Annotated in this window: 12 protein-coding genes; 7 read left to right on the forward strand and 5 right to left on the reverse strand. The window is 72.2% G+C overall.

The window, feature by feature from the left end; translation table 11 throughout:
• Positions 1-4 precede the first annotated feature (4 nt).
• Complete coding sequence (locus AFM16_RS14570; RefSeq protein WP_078633572.1) at positions 5-1690, reverse strand: thiamine pyrophosphate-binding protein; 1686 nt, start codon at positions 1688-1690, stop codon at positions 5-7.
• Positions 1687-2655 (reverse strand): agmatinase, encoded by a 969-nt coding sequence (gene speB, locus AFM16_RS14575; protein ID WP_030779909.1) that lies wholly within the window; start codon positions 2653-2655, stop codon positions 1687-1689. The genes AFM16_RS14570 and speB overlap by 4 nt, the downstream gene beginning before the upstream one ends.
• Positions 2656-2842: 187 nt before the next feature.
• Between speB and AFM16_RS14580 the strand changes: the two genes are divergently transcribed.
• Together AFM16_RS14580 and AFM16_RS14585 are read left to right on the forward strand one after the other, a co-directional pair.
• Positions 2843-4366, forward strand: coding sequence for a PucR family transcriptional regulator (locus tag AFM16_RS14580; protein ID WP_245177697.1), 1524 nt, complete (start codon positions 2843-2845; stop codon positions 4364-4366).
• Between the two features lie 86 nt (positions 4367-4452).
• Positions 4453-5241: a phosphatase gene (locus AFM16_RS14585; RefSeq protein ID WP_030779915.1), complete on the forward strand. Its 789-nt coding sequence runs from the start codon at positions 4453-4455 to the stop codon at positions 5239-5241.
• A gap of 31 nt (positions 5242-5272) precedes the next feature.
• Here AFM16_RS14585 and AFM16_RS14590 read toward each other — a convergent pair whose 3' ends face one another.
• The 3 genes from AFM16_RS14590 to AFM16_RS14600 all read right to left on the reverse strand — a co-directional run bounded on the left by AFM16_RS14590 (position 5273) and on the right by AFM16_RS14600 (position 8078).
• Complete coding sequence (locus AFM16_RS14590) at positions 5273-6145, reverse strand: acyl-CoA thioesterase (protein WP_078633573.1); 873 nt, start codon at positions 6143-6145, stop codon at positions 5273-5275.
• A 35-nt stretch (positions 6146-6180) separates the two neighbouring features.
• Positions 6181-7338, reverse strand: coding sequence for an acyl-CoA dehydrogenase family protein (locus AFM16_RS14595; RefSeq protein ID WP_030779921.1), 1158 nt, complete (start codon positions 7336-7338; stop codon positions 6181-6183).
• Positions 7339-7463: 125 nt separating this feature from the next.
• Positions 7464-8078: an SACE_7040 family transcriptional regulator gene (locus AFM16_RS14600; protein ID WP_078633574.1), complete on the reverse strand. Its 615-nt coding sequence runs from the start codon at positions 8076-8078 to the stop codon at positions 7464-7466.
• Between the two features lie 96 nt (positions 8079-8174).
• Here AFM16_RS14600 and AFM16_RS14605 point away from each other — a divergent pair, with 96 nt between their 5' ends.
• The 5 genes from AFM16_RS14605 to AFM16_RS14625 all read left to right on the forward strand — a co-directional run bounded on the left by AFM16_RS14605 (position 8175) and on the right by AFM16_RS14625 (position 15108).
• Complete coding sequence (locus AFM16_RS14605; RefSeq protein WP_078633575.1) at positions 8175-9791, forward strand: carboxyl transferase domain-containing protein; 1617 nt, start codon at positions 8175-8177, stop codon at positions 9789-9791.
• A 14-nt stretch (positions 9792-9805) separates the two neighbouring features.
• Positions 9806-11743: an acetyl/propionyl/methylcrotonyl-CoA carboxylase subunit alpha gene (locus AFM16_RS14610; RefSeq protein ID WP_078633576.1), complete on the forward strand. Its 1938-nt coding sequence runs from the start codon at positions 9806-9808 to the stop codon at positions 11741-11743.
• 71 nt (positions 11744-11814) lie between these two features.
• Positions 11815-12750 (forward strand): hydroxymethylglutaryl-CoA lyase, encoded by a 936-nt coding sequence (locus AFM16_RS14615; protein WP_107419085.1) that lies wholly within the window; start codon positions 11815-11817, stop codon positions 12748-12750.
• A 5-nt stretch (positions 12751-12755) separates the two neighbouring features.
• Positions 12756-13916: an acyl-CoA dehydrogenase family protein gene (locus AFM16_RS14620; protein WP_030779934.1), complete on the forward strand. Its 1161-nt coding sequence runs from the start codon at positions 12756-12758 to the stop codon at positions 13914-13916.
• A gap of 142 nt (positions 13917-14058) precedes the next feature.
• Entirely contained in the window at positions 14059-15108 is a 1050-nt protein-coding gene (locus AFM16_RS14625) for an ABC transporter substrate-binding protein (protein WP_078633578.1), read from the forward strand.
• Positions 15109-15269 lie beyond the last annotated feature (161 nt).

The raw sequence follows: 15269 nt of genomic DNA on the forward strand, positions 1-15269 counted from the left end.
CCCACTAGTCGAGATGCGTCGGCGCGAACATCCTTAGGACCGCCGGGAGTACGACCACCGACGGGCCCGGGGTCGCGAGGGCCTTCGTCAGGTCCGTCTCCAGGGTTTCCGGGGAGGTCAGGGCCGCCGGTACGCCGAAGGACTCCGCCAGGGTCACGAAGTCGGGGCGGGTGAGGTCCGTCGCCGTGGCCTCGCCGTAGGCGTCCGTCATGTACTCGCGGAGGATGCCGTAGCCGCCGTCGTCGACGATGAGCCAGGTGACGTCCAGGCCGTGCTGCCTGGCCGTCGCCAGCTCCGCGATCGAGTACAGGGCGCCGCCGTCGCCCGACACCGCGAGCACCGGGCGGGTCGGGTCGGCGACCGCCGCGCCGAGGGCCGCCGGGAAGGCGTAGCCGAGGCCGCCCGCGCCCTGGGCCGAGTGCATGTGGTTGGGGCCCTTCGCGTCGAAGGCCGACCAGGCCCAGTACGCGAGGATCGTCATGTCCCAGAAGGACGGGGAGTCGGCCGGCAGTGCTGTGCGGACGGACGCCAACACCTGTTGTTCCAGGGTGAGTTCCTGGGAAGCGATGCGTTCCGCGATCAGGGCGAGGACCTGCCGTACCCGGTCCGGCGCCAACTCGTCCTCCCGTTCCTCCACCGTCTCCAGCAGTGCCTGGAGGGCGAGGCGGGCGTCCGCGTGGATGCCGAGGGCGGGGTGGTTCGACTCCAGTTTGCCGAGGTCCGCCTCGATCTGGACGATCCGGCCCCGGGGCCAGAACGTGTGGTAGTTGGAGGAGAGTTCACCGAGCCCCGAGCCGACGACGAGGAGGACGTCCGCGTCCTCCAGGAAGTCTGTGGTGTGCCGGTCCTCCATCCAGGACTGGAGCGAGAGCGGATGCGTCCAGGGGAACGCCCCCTTGCCGCCGGGCGTGGTGACCACCGGCGCCTTCAACACCTCGGCCAGGCGCCGCAGTTTGCCCGAGGCGTCCGACCGTACGACCCCGCCGCCCGCGATGATCGCCGGGCGGGCCGCGTTGGACAGCAAGTGGGCCGCGACGGCGGTCAGTTCGGGGCGCGGCGGCAGTTCGTCGGGGAAGGCGTCGCCGCCCGTCACCACCGGGATCGACGTCGGCGCCACCAGCACGTCCTGCGGGATCTCCACCCACACCGGGCCGTGCGGCACGGTCAGCGCGGACTTCCAGGCCGCCTCGATCGCGGACGGGATCTGCGACTGGGCACGGACCGTGTGGACGGACTTCACCACACCCCGGAACGAGGCCGCCTGGTCCGGGAGTTCATGCAGATGTCCGTGGCGGCCGCCGCCCAGCCCGGCCGTCGGGACCTGGCTGCAGATCGCGAGCACCGGGGCGCTCGCGGCCGCCGCCTCCTGGAGCGCGGCCAGCGAGGTCAGCGCGCCCGGTCCCGTCGACAGCAGCAGCGGGGCCGCCTCGCCGGTGATCCGGCCGTACGCGTCCGCCGCGAACCCCGCGTTGTTCTCCACCCGGAGGCCGATGTACCGCAGGGTGGAGCGGCGCAGCGCGTCGAACACACCGAGCGCGTGCTGCCCGGGCAGGCCGAAGACGGTGGTGGCGCCGAGGCCGGCCAGGGTCTCCACGACCAGGTCTCCGCCCGTACGGCCGGGGGGCGGGTCGAGCGCGGCCTCCGTCTGGGCGGCCGTCGGGCGCAGTACCAGGTCGTGGTCGTGGGTCACTTCGCGCGGGCCTCGGCAATCTGGCGGGACATGATGGTGGTCAGCTCGTACGCCGTGTGGGACGCGGCCACCGAGGTGATCTCGGCGTGATCGTACGCCGGGGCCACCTCGACGACATCGGCCGAGACCAGGTTGCAGGAGGCCAGACCGCGCAGGATCTCCAGGAGTTCGCGGGAGGTCATGCCGCCCGCCTCCGGGGTGCCGGTGCCGGGCGCGTGCGCCGGGTCCAGGCAGTCGATGTCGATGGAGATGTACAGCGGCCGGTCCCCGATGCGCTGGCGGAGCTGGTCGGCGACCTCGTCGGCGCCGCGGCGGTAGATGTCCGCCGAGGTGACGATGCCGAAGCCCATCTTCTCGTCGTCGGTGAGGTCCTGCTTGCCGTAGAGCGGGCCGCGGGTGCCGACGTGGGAGAGCGCCTCGGTGTCGAGGATGCCCTCCTCCACGGCCCGGCGGAACGGCGTGCCGTGGGTGTACTCGGCGCCGAAGTAGGTGTCCCAGGTGTCGAGATGGGCGTCGAAGTGGAGCAGGGCCACCGGGCCGTGCTTCTTCGCCACCGACCGCAGCAGCGGCAGCGCGATGGTGTGGTCGCCGCCGAGGGTCATCAGCCGGGCGCCGGTGCCGAGCAGCTCGTCGGCGGCGGCCTCGATCGTCTCGACGGCCTCGTGGATGTTGAACGGGTTCACGGCGATGTCGCCGCCGTCCGCGACCTGGGCGAGGGCGAACGGGGAGGCGTCCTGCGCCGGGTTGTACGGCCGCAGCAGCCGGGACGCCTCGCGGATCGCGTTGCCGCCGAAGCGGGCGCCCGGCCGGTAGGAGACACCCGAGTCGAACGGCACACCCACCACGGCGACATCGGCGCGCCCGACCTCGTCCAGCCGGGGCAGCCGGGCGAACGTCGCAGGTCCGGCGTACCGCGGGACGCGGGAGGAGTCGACGGGGCCGCGGGGCGTCTCGTTGCCGCTCATGGTCGAATGCCTTCTTTCTTACGCTTGACAGCGTATGTACTACTTCTCGTACGACTTTACTGGGGAGCCGTGACCCGGCCGGGGAACGGCCTCGACCCTAGGTGGCCCCCGAGCGGCTGCGAAGTGTACGTTTCATCCACCCGAGGCACTCCGAGTGGAGGGTACGCACACAGGAATGCAGACTGGAATGCAGACTGGAATGCACACCGTGCCGGAGCCGTCCCCTCCGCCCACTCCCCCGGTGCCGCTCACCGCCCTGCTGGCCCGGGAGGACCTGGCGCTGCGGCAGATCGCCGGGCCCGCGGCCGCCGGCACGGTGCTGCACGGGGCGCACACCTCGGAGATGGCCGACCCGTACCCGTATCTGCTGGGCGGCGAACTGCTGCTGACGGCCGGGGTGCACATCCCGGAGGCGGCCGGGTCGGGCACCTACTTCGACGACTACGTCTCGCGGATCGTCGCGGCGGGCGGCGCGGCCCTCGGGTTCGGGGTGGCGCCGGTGCACGACACCGTGCCGTGGGCCCTGGTCGCCTCCTGCGAGACGTACGGGCTGCCGCTGCTCGAAGTGCCGCCGCGGACCACCTTCGCGGCGGTCGGCCGGGCGGTCTGGCAGCTCATGGAGCACGCCCGCACCGCCGAGCTGCGCCGGGTCACCGAGGCCCAGCAGAGCCTGGCCGCCGCCGCGTCCCGCCCCGACCCGGTCCCCGCGGTCCTGCACCGCCTCGCCCGGCATTTGGGCGGCCGGGCGGTGCTGTACGGGCCGGAGGGCGCGGAGATCGCGGCGGCGGGGCGGACCCGCGAGGGCTCGCCCCGGGCCCACGAAGACACCGACCGGACCGCCGACGACTCCCCCGACGCCCTCACCGCCCTCGCCCGTCTCCTCGTAGCCCGTGGCTCCGCCAGCGCCAGTGACACCACCCCCGCCGGGATCCATCTCACCGCGTACGCGCTCGGCGCCGGGCAGGGTTTCGTGCTCGGGGTGGCGGCCGGGCGGCGGGACCCGGGCGACCACACGATCGCCTCCGTCGCCGCCGTCCTGCTCTCCCTGCTCACCGGCGAGCAGCACAGCGGCTCGGGCGCCGCCCGCTCCTCCGCGCTGGTGCGGCTGCTGCTGGGCGACACGGCGGAGGACGTGGTGCCGCTGCTCGGCGGCGACCGCTGGCTGGTGGTGCACGCGCGTCCCGAGGAGCGGGCCCCGGACGCGCTCGCCGCCTCCGCGCTCGGCGCCGCCCTCGGGTCGCCGCTGGTCGACCTCGCCGGGGACGTCGTACGGGTGCTGGTGCCGGCCGGGCGGGAGCCGGGGCCGCAGCCGGGCTGGACGCTCGGGGTCAGCGCCGCCGTCGCCCCGGGTGGGTGGCGGGCCGCCGACACCCAGGCGGCGCGGGCGCTGGGCCGGGCCCGGGCCACCCGGACCGCGCTCGTGCGGTACGGCATCCGCGCGGCCCTCGCCGAACTGGTCCCGCCGGACGAGGCGGAGGCGCACGCGCGCGCCCTCCTCGCGCCCCTGGCGGACAACCCGGCGCTCACCGAGACCTTGCGCACCTGGCTGTCGCTGCACGGGAGCTGGGACCGTACGGCGGTGGCGCTGTCCGTGCACCGCAACACCGTGCGGCAGCGGATCGCGCGCTGTGCGGCCCTGCTCGGGACGGATCCAGACGACCCGGACGTCCGGATGGAGCTGTGGTTCGCGCTGCGCCGCGCCGAACGGTGACCCGGCGGCCACGGTGCGCAGTGACGCGCGTCCCAGCGCGCAGAACGGTGACGACGGTCACCGTGCGCTGGCCCACAATGGGTGCCATGCCGATACCCGGGACTCCCAGCCGCGCCGAGCTCGTCGACCACCTCGTGAAGACCCGTATCGCCGGGGACGTCGCGACCCCGCGCGAGAACAACCTCTCCCACTACCGCCAGCTCGCGAACGGCAACCGCCACTACTGGTTCGGCCTGGAGCTGGGCGACCGCTGGAGCGACGAGCAGGACGTGCTCGCGGTGATGGCGGAGCGGGTCGGGGTGAACGACGACCCGGAGTACCGCTACGGCCAGGACACCATCGACCCCGAGCTGACGGTCGACGGCCTGGAGCGCATGGCGGGCCGGCTGCGCAAGGCGGCCGAGGACCGGCAGCGGGTGCTGCTGGCCACCGGGCACCCGGGCGGGCTGCTGGACGTGCACCGGGCCACGGCCGCCGCGCTGCGGAAGGCCGGCTGCGAGATCGTCGTCATCCCGGAGGGGCTCCAGACGGACGAGGGGTACGTCTGGCAGCTCGCCGACGTGGCGGTCCTGGAGCACGGCGCGTCCCTGTGGCACACCCACTCGGGTGAGCCGATGAAGGCGATCCTGACCGGGCTCGAACGCTCCGGGCGCCCGCTGCCCGACCTGGTCGTGGCCGACCACGGCTGGGCGGGGTACGCCGGTCAGCACGGCGTGGACTCCGTGGGGTACGCCGACTCCAACGACCCGGCGCTGTTCGTCGCCGAGTCCGAGGGCACCGTCCAGGTGACGGTCCCGCTCGACGACCATGTGAAGAGCCCGCGCCACTACGACCCGATGACGGCGTACCTGCTGGCCCAGGCCGGACTGGACTAGCCCCGCAGGCCCCGGAAAGGCCCCGCGTCCCTCAGTCCGTACGAGGGGCGCGGACCACGCCTTCCTGGATCACCGAGATCGCGAGCCGCCCGTCCTGGGTGTAGATGCGCGCCTGGCCGAGACCGCGGCCGCCGTACGCGGACGGCGACTCCTGGTCGTAGAGCAGCCATTCGTCGGCGCGGAACGGCCGGTGGAACCACATCGCGTGGTCCAGGGAGGCCCCGACGACGTCCCCCACGGCCCAGCCGCCGCGCCCGTGCGCGAGCAGCACCGAGTCCAGGAGGGTCATGTCGGAGACGTAGGTGGCGAGGACGACGTGCAGCAGCGGGTCGTCCGCGAGCTTGCCGTTGGTGCGGAACCACACCTGCGAGTGCGGCTCGCGCGGTTCGCCGAACTTCCCGTACGGCGGCTCGTCGACGTAGCGCAGGTCGATCGCCTCGCGGGCCTCCAGGAACCGTTCGACCACGTCCGGGTCGAGGTGGCCGTAGCCGGCCAGCCGGTCCTGCGAGGTGGGCAGGGTGGCCGGGTCGGGCGAGGGCGGCATCGGCGCCTGGTGGTCGAGCCCCTCCTCGTGCGTCTGGAAGGACGCGGAGAGGTGGAAGATCGGTTTGCCGTGCTGGACGGCGACCACGCGGCGGGTGGTGAAGGAGCGGCCGTCCCGGATGCGGTCGACGTTGTAGACGATCGGCGCCCCGGGGTCGCCCATGCGCAGGAAGTACGCGTGCAGGGAGTGGGCGGGCCGGTCCGCGGGGACCGTCCGCCCGGCGGCGACCAGCGCCTGCGCCGCGACCTGCCCGCCGAAGACGCGCGGGACGACGGCGGAGCGGGACTGCCCGCGGAAGATGTCCTCCTCGATCTGCTCCAGGTCGAGCAGATCGAGGAGGTCCTGAAGTGCCTTGCTCATGGCGTCAGTTGTACCGGCCAACGATTGCCGGAACCTTACAGACCCATGTCCTTGGCGATGATCGACTTCATGATCTCGCTGGTGCCGCCGTAGATCCGGTTGACGCGGTTGTCCGCGTACAGGCGGGCGATCGGGTACTCGTTCATGAAGCCGTAGCCGCCGTGGAGCTGGAGGCAGCGGTCGATGACGCGGTGGGCGACCTCGGTGGCGAACAGCTTGGCGCTGGCGGCCTCGGCGGGGGTCAGCTCACCGGCGTCGAGGGCCTCCGTGGCGCGGTCGACGACGGCCTCGGCCGCGTCCACCTCGGCCTGGCAGGCGGCCAGCTCGAACTTGGTGTTCTGGAAGGACGCGACGGTCTGGCCGAACACGGTGCGCTGCTGGACGTACTCCTTGGCGAACCGGATCGCGGCCTTGGCCTGCGCGTAGGCGCCGAAGGCGATGCCCCAGCGCTCGGAGGCGAGGTTGTGGCCGAGGTAGTAGAAGCCCTTGTTCTCCTCGCCGAGGAGGTCCTCGACGGGCACCTTGACGTCGACGAACGCCAGCTCGGCGGTGTCGGAGGTCTTCAGGCCGAGCTTGTCGAGCTTGCGGCCGACCGAGTAGCCCTCGGCCTTGGTGTCCACGACGAAGAGGGAGATGCCGTGGCGGCGGTCCTCGGCGGTGGGCGCGGCGGTGCGGGCGCAGACGATCATGCGGTCGGCGTGGACACCGCCGGTGATGAAGGTCTTGGCGCCGTTGAGGACGTAGTGCGTGCCGTCCTCGGAGAGCTTGGCGGTGGTCTTCATGCCCGCGAGGTCGGAGCCGGTGCCCGGCTCGGTCATCGCGATGGCCCACATCTCCTCGCCGGAGACGAACTTCGGCAGGTACCGCTTCTTCTGCTCGTCGGTGGCGAGCAGCTTGATGTACGGCAGGCCGAGCAGCACGTGCACGCCGGAGCCGCCGAGGGTGACGCCCGCGCGGGCGGTCTCCTCGTACAGGACGGCCTCGAACTTGTAGGAGTCGATGCCGGCGCCGCCGTACTCCTCGTCGACGCGGATGCCGAAGACGCCCAGCTCGGCGAGCTTGTAGTAAAACTCGCGCGGCGCCTGGCCGGCGGCGAACCACTCGTCGTAGACCGGGACGACCTCGGCCTCGATGAAGGCCCGGAGAGTCTCCCGGAACGCCTCGTGGTCCTCGTTGAACACCGTACGGCGCACTCTCCGCCACCTCCAGTACCGCGTCGTGCACGCTGTGCACATCTGTCATGTCTAAGCGCTTGCTCAGATACAACCGTACCGGCGGGTAGGAGCAGCCGTCCAGGGTGCGGCGGGGGTAACGCTCGTCACGCCCCCGCGGGCCGTCCGGAGGCGGCGGCCGCCTCGAAGGCGCCGCGCGCCATCCGGTGCAGCAGCTCCGCCGTGGTCGCGCGGCCCGGCAGGGCGCCCGGGCGGCCGAGGTGCGGGGTGGAGTTCAGCAGGCCGAACACCGAGTGCACGGCGGAGCGGGCGGCCGGCTCGGCGAGGTCCGGGTAGACCGCGCGCAGCACCTCCACCCACAGCTCGACGTACTGCCGCTGGAGCTGGCGGACCAGCTTGCGGTCGCTGTCGCGCAGGCGGTCCAGCTCGCGGTCGTGCAGGGTGATCAGGGGACGGTCGTCGATCGCGAAGTCGATGTGCCCCTCGATGAGCGAGTCGAGGACCGCCTCCGCCGGGTCCCCGTCGGCCTCCGCCCGGCGGCGCCGGGCACCGGTGAGCAGTTGGCCGCTGATGCCCACCAGCAGCTCGGCGAGCATCGCGTCCTTGCCGGGGAAGTGCCGGTAGAGCCCGGGGCCGCTGATGCCGACGGCGGCCCCTATCTCGTCGACCCCGACGCCGTGGAAACCGCGTTCGGCGAAGAGGCGGGCGGCCTCCTTGAGGATCTGCTCACGGCGGGTGGGGGCGTCGGTTCTGGTGGCCATGCGGCCAATTCTAGACAGGGAGGTTAGCGGTCGTTAACCTGAAGGAAATGGTTAACGCTCATTAACAGGCGATCACTGGGTGAGGGGAACCGCAGGATGGAGCAGGCACCGGAGCTGACGAGCGCGGCGGATCCCGCGTCGGAAGCCTGGCGGGCCAATGAAGAGGCCCACCGCGCACTCGTCGAGGAGCTGCACGGCAAGCTGGCCGCCGCCCGGCTCGGCGGCGGCGAGAAGGCCCGCGCCCGGCACACCGCGCGCGGCAAGCTGCTGCCCAGGGACCGGGTGGACACCCTGCTGGACCCGGGGTCGCCGTTCCTGGAGCTGGCCCCGCTGGCCGCCGACGGGTTGTACGAGGGACAGGCACCGGCCGCCGGGGTCATCGCCGGCATCGGCCGGGTGAGCGGCCGCGAGTGCGTGATCGTGGCGAACGACGCGACGGTCAAGGGCGGCACCTACTACCCGATGACGGTGAAGAAGCATCTGCGCGCCCAGGAGGTCGCGCTGGAGAACCGCCTGCCCTGTCTGTACCTGGTGGACTCCGGCGGCGCCTTCCTGCCCATGCAGGACGAGGTCTTCCCCGACCGCGAGCACTTCGGGCGGATCTTCTACAACCAGGCCCGGATGTCCGGCGCCGGCATCCCGCAGATCGCGGCCGTCCTCGGCTCCTGCACGGCCGGAGGGGCGTATGTCCCGGCGATGAGCGACGAGGCGGTGATCGTCCGCAACCAGGGCACGATCTTCCTCGGCGGCCCCCCGCTGGTGAAGGCCGCCACCGGCGAGGTCGTCACCGCGGAGGAGCTGGGCGGCGGCGAGGTGCACTCCCGGGTCTCCGGCGTCACCGACCACCTCGCCGAGGACGACGCGCACGCCCTGCGGATCGTGCGGAACATCGTCGCCACGCTGCCCGCGCGCGGGCCGCTGCCCTGGAAGGTCACCCCGTCCGTCGAGCCCAAGGTCGACCCCTACGGGCTGTACGGCGCGGTCCCGGTCGACTCCCGCACCCCCTACGACGTCCGCGAGATCATCGCGCGCGTGGTCGACGGCTCCCGGTTCGCGGAGTTCAAGGCCGAGTTCGGGCAGACCCTGGTCACCGGCTTCGCCCGGATCCACGGCCACCCGGTCGGGATCGTCGCGAACAACGGCATCCTGTTCTCCGAGTCCGCCCAGAAGGGCGCCCACTTCATCGAGCTGTGCGACCAGCGCGGCATCCCGCTGGTGTTCCTCCAGAACATCTCCGGCTTCATGGTCGGCCGGGACTACGAGGCGGGCGGCATCGCCAAGCACGGCGCGAAGATGGTGACGGCGGTCGCCTGCACCCGCGTGCCCAAGCTGACGGTCGTGGTCGGCGGCTCCTACGGCGCGGGGAACTACTCGATGTGCGGCCGCGCCTACTCGCCCCGCTTCCTGTGGATGTGGCCCGGCGCCAAGATCTCGGTGATGGGCGGCGAGCAGGCCGCCTCCGTCCTCGCCACCGTCAAGCGCGACCAGCTCCAGGCCCGCGGCGAGGAGTGGCCCGCCGAGGCGGAGGAATCCTTCAAGGACCCGATCCGGGCCCAGTACGAGCGCCAGGGCAACGCCTACTACGCGACCGCCCGGCTCTGGGACGACGGGGTCATCGAACCGCTGGAGACCCGGCAGGTGCTGGGCCTCGCGCTGACCGCCTGTGCCAACGCGCCCCTGGGAGACCCCCAGTTCGGCGTCTTCCGGATGTGAGGGACTTGCAGACGATGTTCGACACCGTGCTCGTCGCCAACCGGGGCGAGATCGCCGTCCGGGTGATCCGGACCCTGCGCGCGATGGGCGTGCGCTCGGTCGCCGTGTTCTCCGACGCCGACGCCGACGCGCGGCACGTCCGCGAGGCCGACACCGCCGTACGGATCGGTCCGGCGCCGGCCGCCGAGAGCTATCTGTCGGTGGAACGGCTCCTGGAGGCGGCCGCCCGCACCGGCGCGCAGGCCGTGCACCCGGGGTACGGCTTCCTCGCCGAGAACGCCGGCTTCGCGCGCGCCTGCGCCGACGCCGGGCTGGTCTTCATCGGGCCGCCCGCCGACGCCATCGCCCTGATGGGCGACAAGATCCGCGCCAAGGAGACGGTGATGGCCGCCGGGGTGCCGGTGGTGCCCGGCTCCACTGGCAGCGGGCTCAGCGACGAGCAACTCGTCGCCGCCGCACGCGAGATCGGCGTCCCCGTGCTGCTGAAGCCGTCCGCGGGCGGCGGCGGCAAGGGCATGCGGCTGGTGCGGGAGACGTCCGCGCTGGCCGAGGAGATCGCCGCCGCCCGCCGCGAGGCCCGCGCCTCCTTCGGCGACGACACGCTCCTCGTGGAGCGGTGGATCGACCGCCCCCGGCACATCGAGATCCAGGTCCTGGCCGACGGCCACGGCAACGTCGTGCACCTGGGCGAGCGCGAGTGCTCGCTCCAGCGCCGGCACCAGAAGGTGATCGAGGAGGCGCCCAGCGTGCTGCTCGACGAGCGCACCCGGGCGGCTATGGGCGAGGCGGCCGTGCAGGCGGCCCGCTCCTGCGGCTACCGGGGCGCGGGCACGGTGGAGTTCATCGTCCCCGGCGGCGACCCGTCCTCGTACTACTTCATGGAGATGAACACCCGCCTCCAGGTGGAGCATCCGGTGACCGAGCTGGTGACCGGCCTCGACCTGGTGGAGTGGCAGCTCCGGGTGGCGGCCGGTGAGCCGCTGTCCTTCGGGCAGGAGGACGTGCGCCTCACCGGGCACGCGATCGAGGCCCGGATCTGCGCCGAGGACCCTTCCAGGGGCTTCCTGCCGTCCGGCGGCACGGTCCTCGCGCTGCGCGAGCCGGGCGGCGACGGCGTGCGCACCGACTCCGGGCTCAGCGAGGGCACCGAGGTGGGCAGCCTGTACGACCCGATGCTGTCCAAGGTGATCGCCTACGGCCCCGACCGCCCGACCGCGCTCAGGAAACTGCGCGCCGCCCTCGCGGAGACGGTCACGCTGGGCGTGCCGACCAACGCCGGGTTCCTGCGCCGGCTGCTCGCGCATCCGGCGGTCGTGGCCGGGGAGCTGGACACCGGTCTGGTCGAGCGGGTCGCCGACACGCTGGTGCCGGGCGAGGTGCCGGAGGAGGTCTACGAGGCCGCCGCCGCCGTCCGTCTGGAGGCGCTGCGGCCCACGGGCGAGGGGTGGACCGACCCGTTCTCGGTGCCGAACGGGTGGCGGCTGGGCGGGACACCGCGGGCCGTCGGCTTCCCCCTGCGAGTGACGGGACTCGAACCCGTCGTCCACGAGCAGCGCGGCACCCACACCGTCACCCCCCACCAGGTGTCCGTCACCCTCGACGGCGTCCGGCACACCTTCGACCGCGCCGGTGACTGGCTCGGCCGGGACGGCGACGCCTGGCACGTGCGCGACCACGACCCGGTGGCCGCCTCCCTGACCGGCTCCGCGTTCGCCGGCGCCGACTCGCTCACCGCGCCCATGCCCGGCACGGTCACGGTGGTCAAGGTCGCCGTCGGCGACGAGGTGGCCGCGGGCCAGAGCCTGCTCGTGGTGGAGGCGATGAAGATGGAGCACGTCATCTCCGCCCCGCACGCCGGCACGGTCGCCGAGCTGGACGTCACCCCGGGGTCGACCGTCGCCATGGACCAGGTGCTGGCCGTCGTCACCCCGCACGAGGAGGCAGCGGAATGACCTCTCAGGGAATCCAGGGAACTCAGGGAACTCAGGAAGTTCAGGGAACTCAGGGAGTCCAGGGCCTGCCCATGCCCGTGCCGGCGGCGGGCCTGCCCGCGCGGGTGCGGATCTACGAGGTCGGCGCCCGCGACGGCCTCCAGAACGAGAAGACGACCGTCCCCACCGAGGTCAAGGCCGAGTTCGTGCACCGGCTGGCCGAGGCCGGGCTGACCACCATCGAGGCCACGAGCTTCGTACACCCCAAGTGGGTGCCCCAACTGGCCGACGCCGAGGAGCTGTTCCCGCGGGTCGCCGGCCTTCCGGTGGCGCTGCCGGTGCTGGTGCCCAACGAACGCGGCCTGGACCGGGCGCTCGCGCTCGGCGCCCGCCGGGTCGCGGTCTTCGCCAGCGCCACCGAGTCCTTCGCCAAGGCCAACCTCAACCGCACGCTCGACGAGTCGCTCGCGATGTTCGCCCCGGTGGTGCGGCGCGCGAAGGACGAGGGCGTGCTGGTGCGCGGCTATGTCTCGATGTGCTTCGGCGACCCCTGGGAGGGGCCCGTCCCGGCCGCCCAGGTGGTGCGGGTCTGCCGGGCGCTGCGCGACATGGGCTGCGACGAACTGAGCCTGGGCGACACCATCGGCGTCGCGACCCCCGGCCAGGTCCGGGCGCTGCTCTCGCTGCTCGCCGCGGAGGGCGTCCCCACCGAGATGGTGGGCGTGCACTTCCACGACACCTACGGGCAGGCGCTCGCCAACACCTACGCCGCCCTCGAACAGGGCGTCACCACCGTCGACGCCTCGGCGGGCGGTCTCGGCGGCTGCCCGTACGCCAAGTCCGCCACCGGCAACCTCGCCACCGAGGACCTGGTGTGGATGCTGCGGGGACTCGGCATCGACACCGGTATCGACCTCGGCCGTCTCGTCGCCACAAGCGTCTGGATGGCCGACCGGCTGGGCCGGCCCAGCCCGTCCCGCACCGTCCGCGCGCTCGGTAACCCGACACAGCCCCACAAGGACCAGTGATCGACATGGACCATCGTCTCTCCCCCGAACTCGACGAACTGCGCCGCACGGTCGAGGAGTTCGCCCATGACGTCGTCGCCCCCAAGATCGGCGACTTCTACGAGCGGCACGAGTTCCCGTACGAGATCGTCCGTGAGATGGGCCGGATGGGCCTGTTCGGGCTGCCGTTCCCCGAGGAGTACGGCGGTATGGGCGGCGACTATCTGGCGCTGGGCATCGCGCTGGAGGAGCTGGCACGGGTCGACTCGTCGGTGGCGATCACCCTGGAGGCCGGTGTCTCGCTGGGCGCGATGCCGGTCCATCTGTTCGGCACCGAGGAGCAGAAGCGGACCTGGCTGCCGCGGCTGTGCTCCGGCGAGATCCTGGGCGCGTTCGGTCTGACCGAGCCCGACGGCGGCAGCGACGCGGGCGCCACCCGGACGACGGCGCGGATCGACCCGGACACCGACGAGTGGGTGATCAACGGCACCAAGTGCTTCATCACCAACTCGGGCACGGACATCACCGGGCTGGTGACGGTCACGGCGGTCACCGGCCGCAAGCCGGACGGGCGTCCGCTGATCTCCGCGATCATCGTGCCGTCCGGCACCCCGGGGTTCACCGTGGCGCAGCCCTACTCCAAGGTCGGCTGGAACGCCTCGGACACCCGTGAACTGTCCTTCGTGGACGTGCGGGTGCCGCGGGCCAACCTGCTGGGCGAGGAGGGGCGCGGGTACGCGCAGTTCCTGCGGATCCTGGACGAGGGCCGGATCGCGATCGCGGCGCTGGCGACCGGGCTGGCGCAGGGCTGTGTGGACGAGTCGGTGAAGTACGCGCGCGAACGGCACGCGTTCGGGCGGCCGATCGGTGCCAACCAGGCCATCCAGTTCAAGATCGCCGACATGGAGATGAAGGCGCACACCGCCCGGCTGGCCTGGCGGGACGCGGCCTCCCGGCTGGTGGCCGGCGAGCCCTTCAAGAAGGAGGCGGCGCTGGCGAAGCTCTACTCGTCGACGATCGCCGTGGACAACGCGCGTGACGCCACGCAGGTGCACGGCGGGTACGGCTTCATGAACGAGTACCCGGTGGCGCGGATGTGGCGCGACTCCAAGATCCTGGAGATCGGCGAGGGCACGAGCGAGGTCCAGCGCATGCTGATCGCACGGGAGTTGGGGCTCGTCGGCTGACGCCCCCGCGTCGGCGGCGGTGACGTGCGGGAACACGGGATGTGGATCACACCACCCCGGGCACGGAAATGATCTGAGGTTAGGCTAACCTTCCCTCGATCCGTCCGGCGGTGTTCCCGCACGTCCGAAAGCAGTCACGCTCATGTCCCACGCCAGCGCCAACCACCTCACCCGCCGCGGCATCCTCGCCGCCGGTGGCGCCCTCGGCCTCGGTGCCGTCCTCGCCGCCTGCGGTGACGACGACGCGAAGAGCGGTGGCTCGGACTCGTCCGCGGGCGCCTCCGCCCCGTCCGGCCCCTGGTCCTTCAAGGACGACCGCGGCACCACCGTGAAGCTCGACAAGGTCCCCGCGAACATCGTCGCCTTCACCGGTGTCGGCGCGGCCCTGTACGACTACGGCATCAAGGTCAAGGGCGTCTTCGGCCCGACGAAGACCGCCGACGGCAAGGCCGACGTCCAGGCCGGTGACATGGACGTCAGCAAGGTCGAGATCCTGGGCAACGTCTGGGACGAGTTCAACGTCGAGAAGTACGCCGCCCTCGCGCCGGACGTCCTCATCTCCACCATGTACGACGACGCCGGCACCCTCTGGTACGTCCCCGAGGCATCCAAGGACAAGATCGCCAAGCTCGCCCCGAGCGTCGGCGTCTCCGTCTACGACCGTCAGCTCACCGCGCCGCTGGAGCGCGTGTGGGAGCTGGCCGAGTCCCTCGGCGCCGACATGAAGGCCGCCGCGGTCACCGACGCCAAGAAGCGCTTCGAGGCGGCGGCCACCCGGCTGCGCGCCGCGGCCAAGGCCAAGCCCGAGATCAAGGTGCTGGCCGGTTCCGCGAGCGCCGAGCTGTTCTACGTCTCCGGCACCAACCTCTCCGTCGACCTGGAGTACTTCAAGTCCCTCGGCGTGAACTTCGTCGAGCCGCCGGAGAGCGCGAAGAAGCTGGGCGGCGGCTGGTTCGAGTCGCTGAGCTGGGAGAACGTCGACAAGTACGCGGCCGACATCATCATGATGGACGACCGCTCCCAGACCATCCAGCCCGCCGACATCACCGAGGCGACCTGGAAGAAGCTGCCCGCGGTGAAGGCCGGTCAGGTCATCCCCCGCTCCGCCGAGCCGATCCTGTCGTACGCCAAGTGCGCGCCGCTCCTGGAGAACCTCGCCGAGGCGCTGGAGAAGGCCAAGAAGGTCGCCTGACCCGGGCGGGGCGACCCGTACCGACGACGACCCATCCGTGAGGGCACGGGGGACCCACCCCGTGCCCTCACGCACGCCGGAACCCCCGCGGCCCGAGTGATCACTGTCACGGGTGAGGCATGCCGTGCGCGATCAAACTTAGGTTAGGCTTACCTAAGTTG

The organism is Streptomyces antibioticus (assembly GCF_002019855.1).
In the GTDB taxonomy this organism is placed as follows: domain Bacteria; phylum Actinomycetota; class Actinomycetes; order Streptomycetales; family Streptomycetaceae; genus Streptomyces; species Streptomyces antibioticus_B.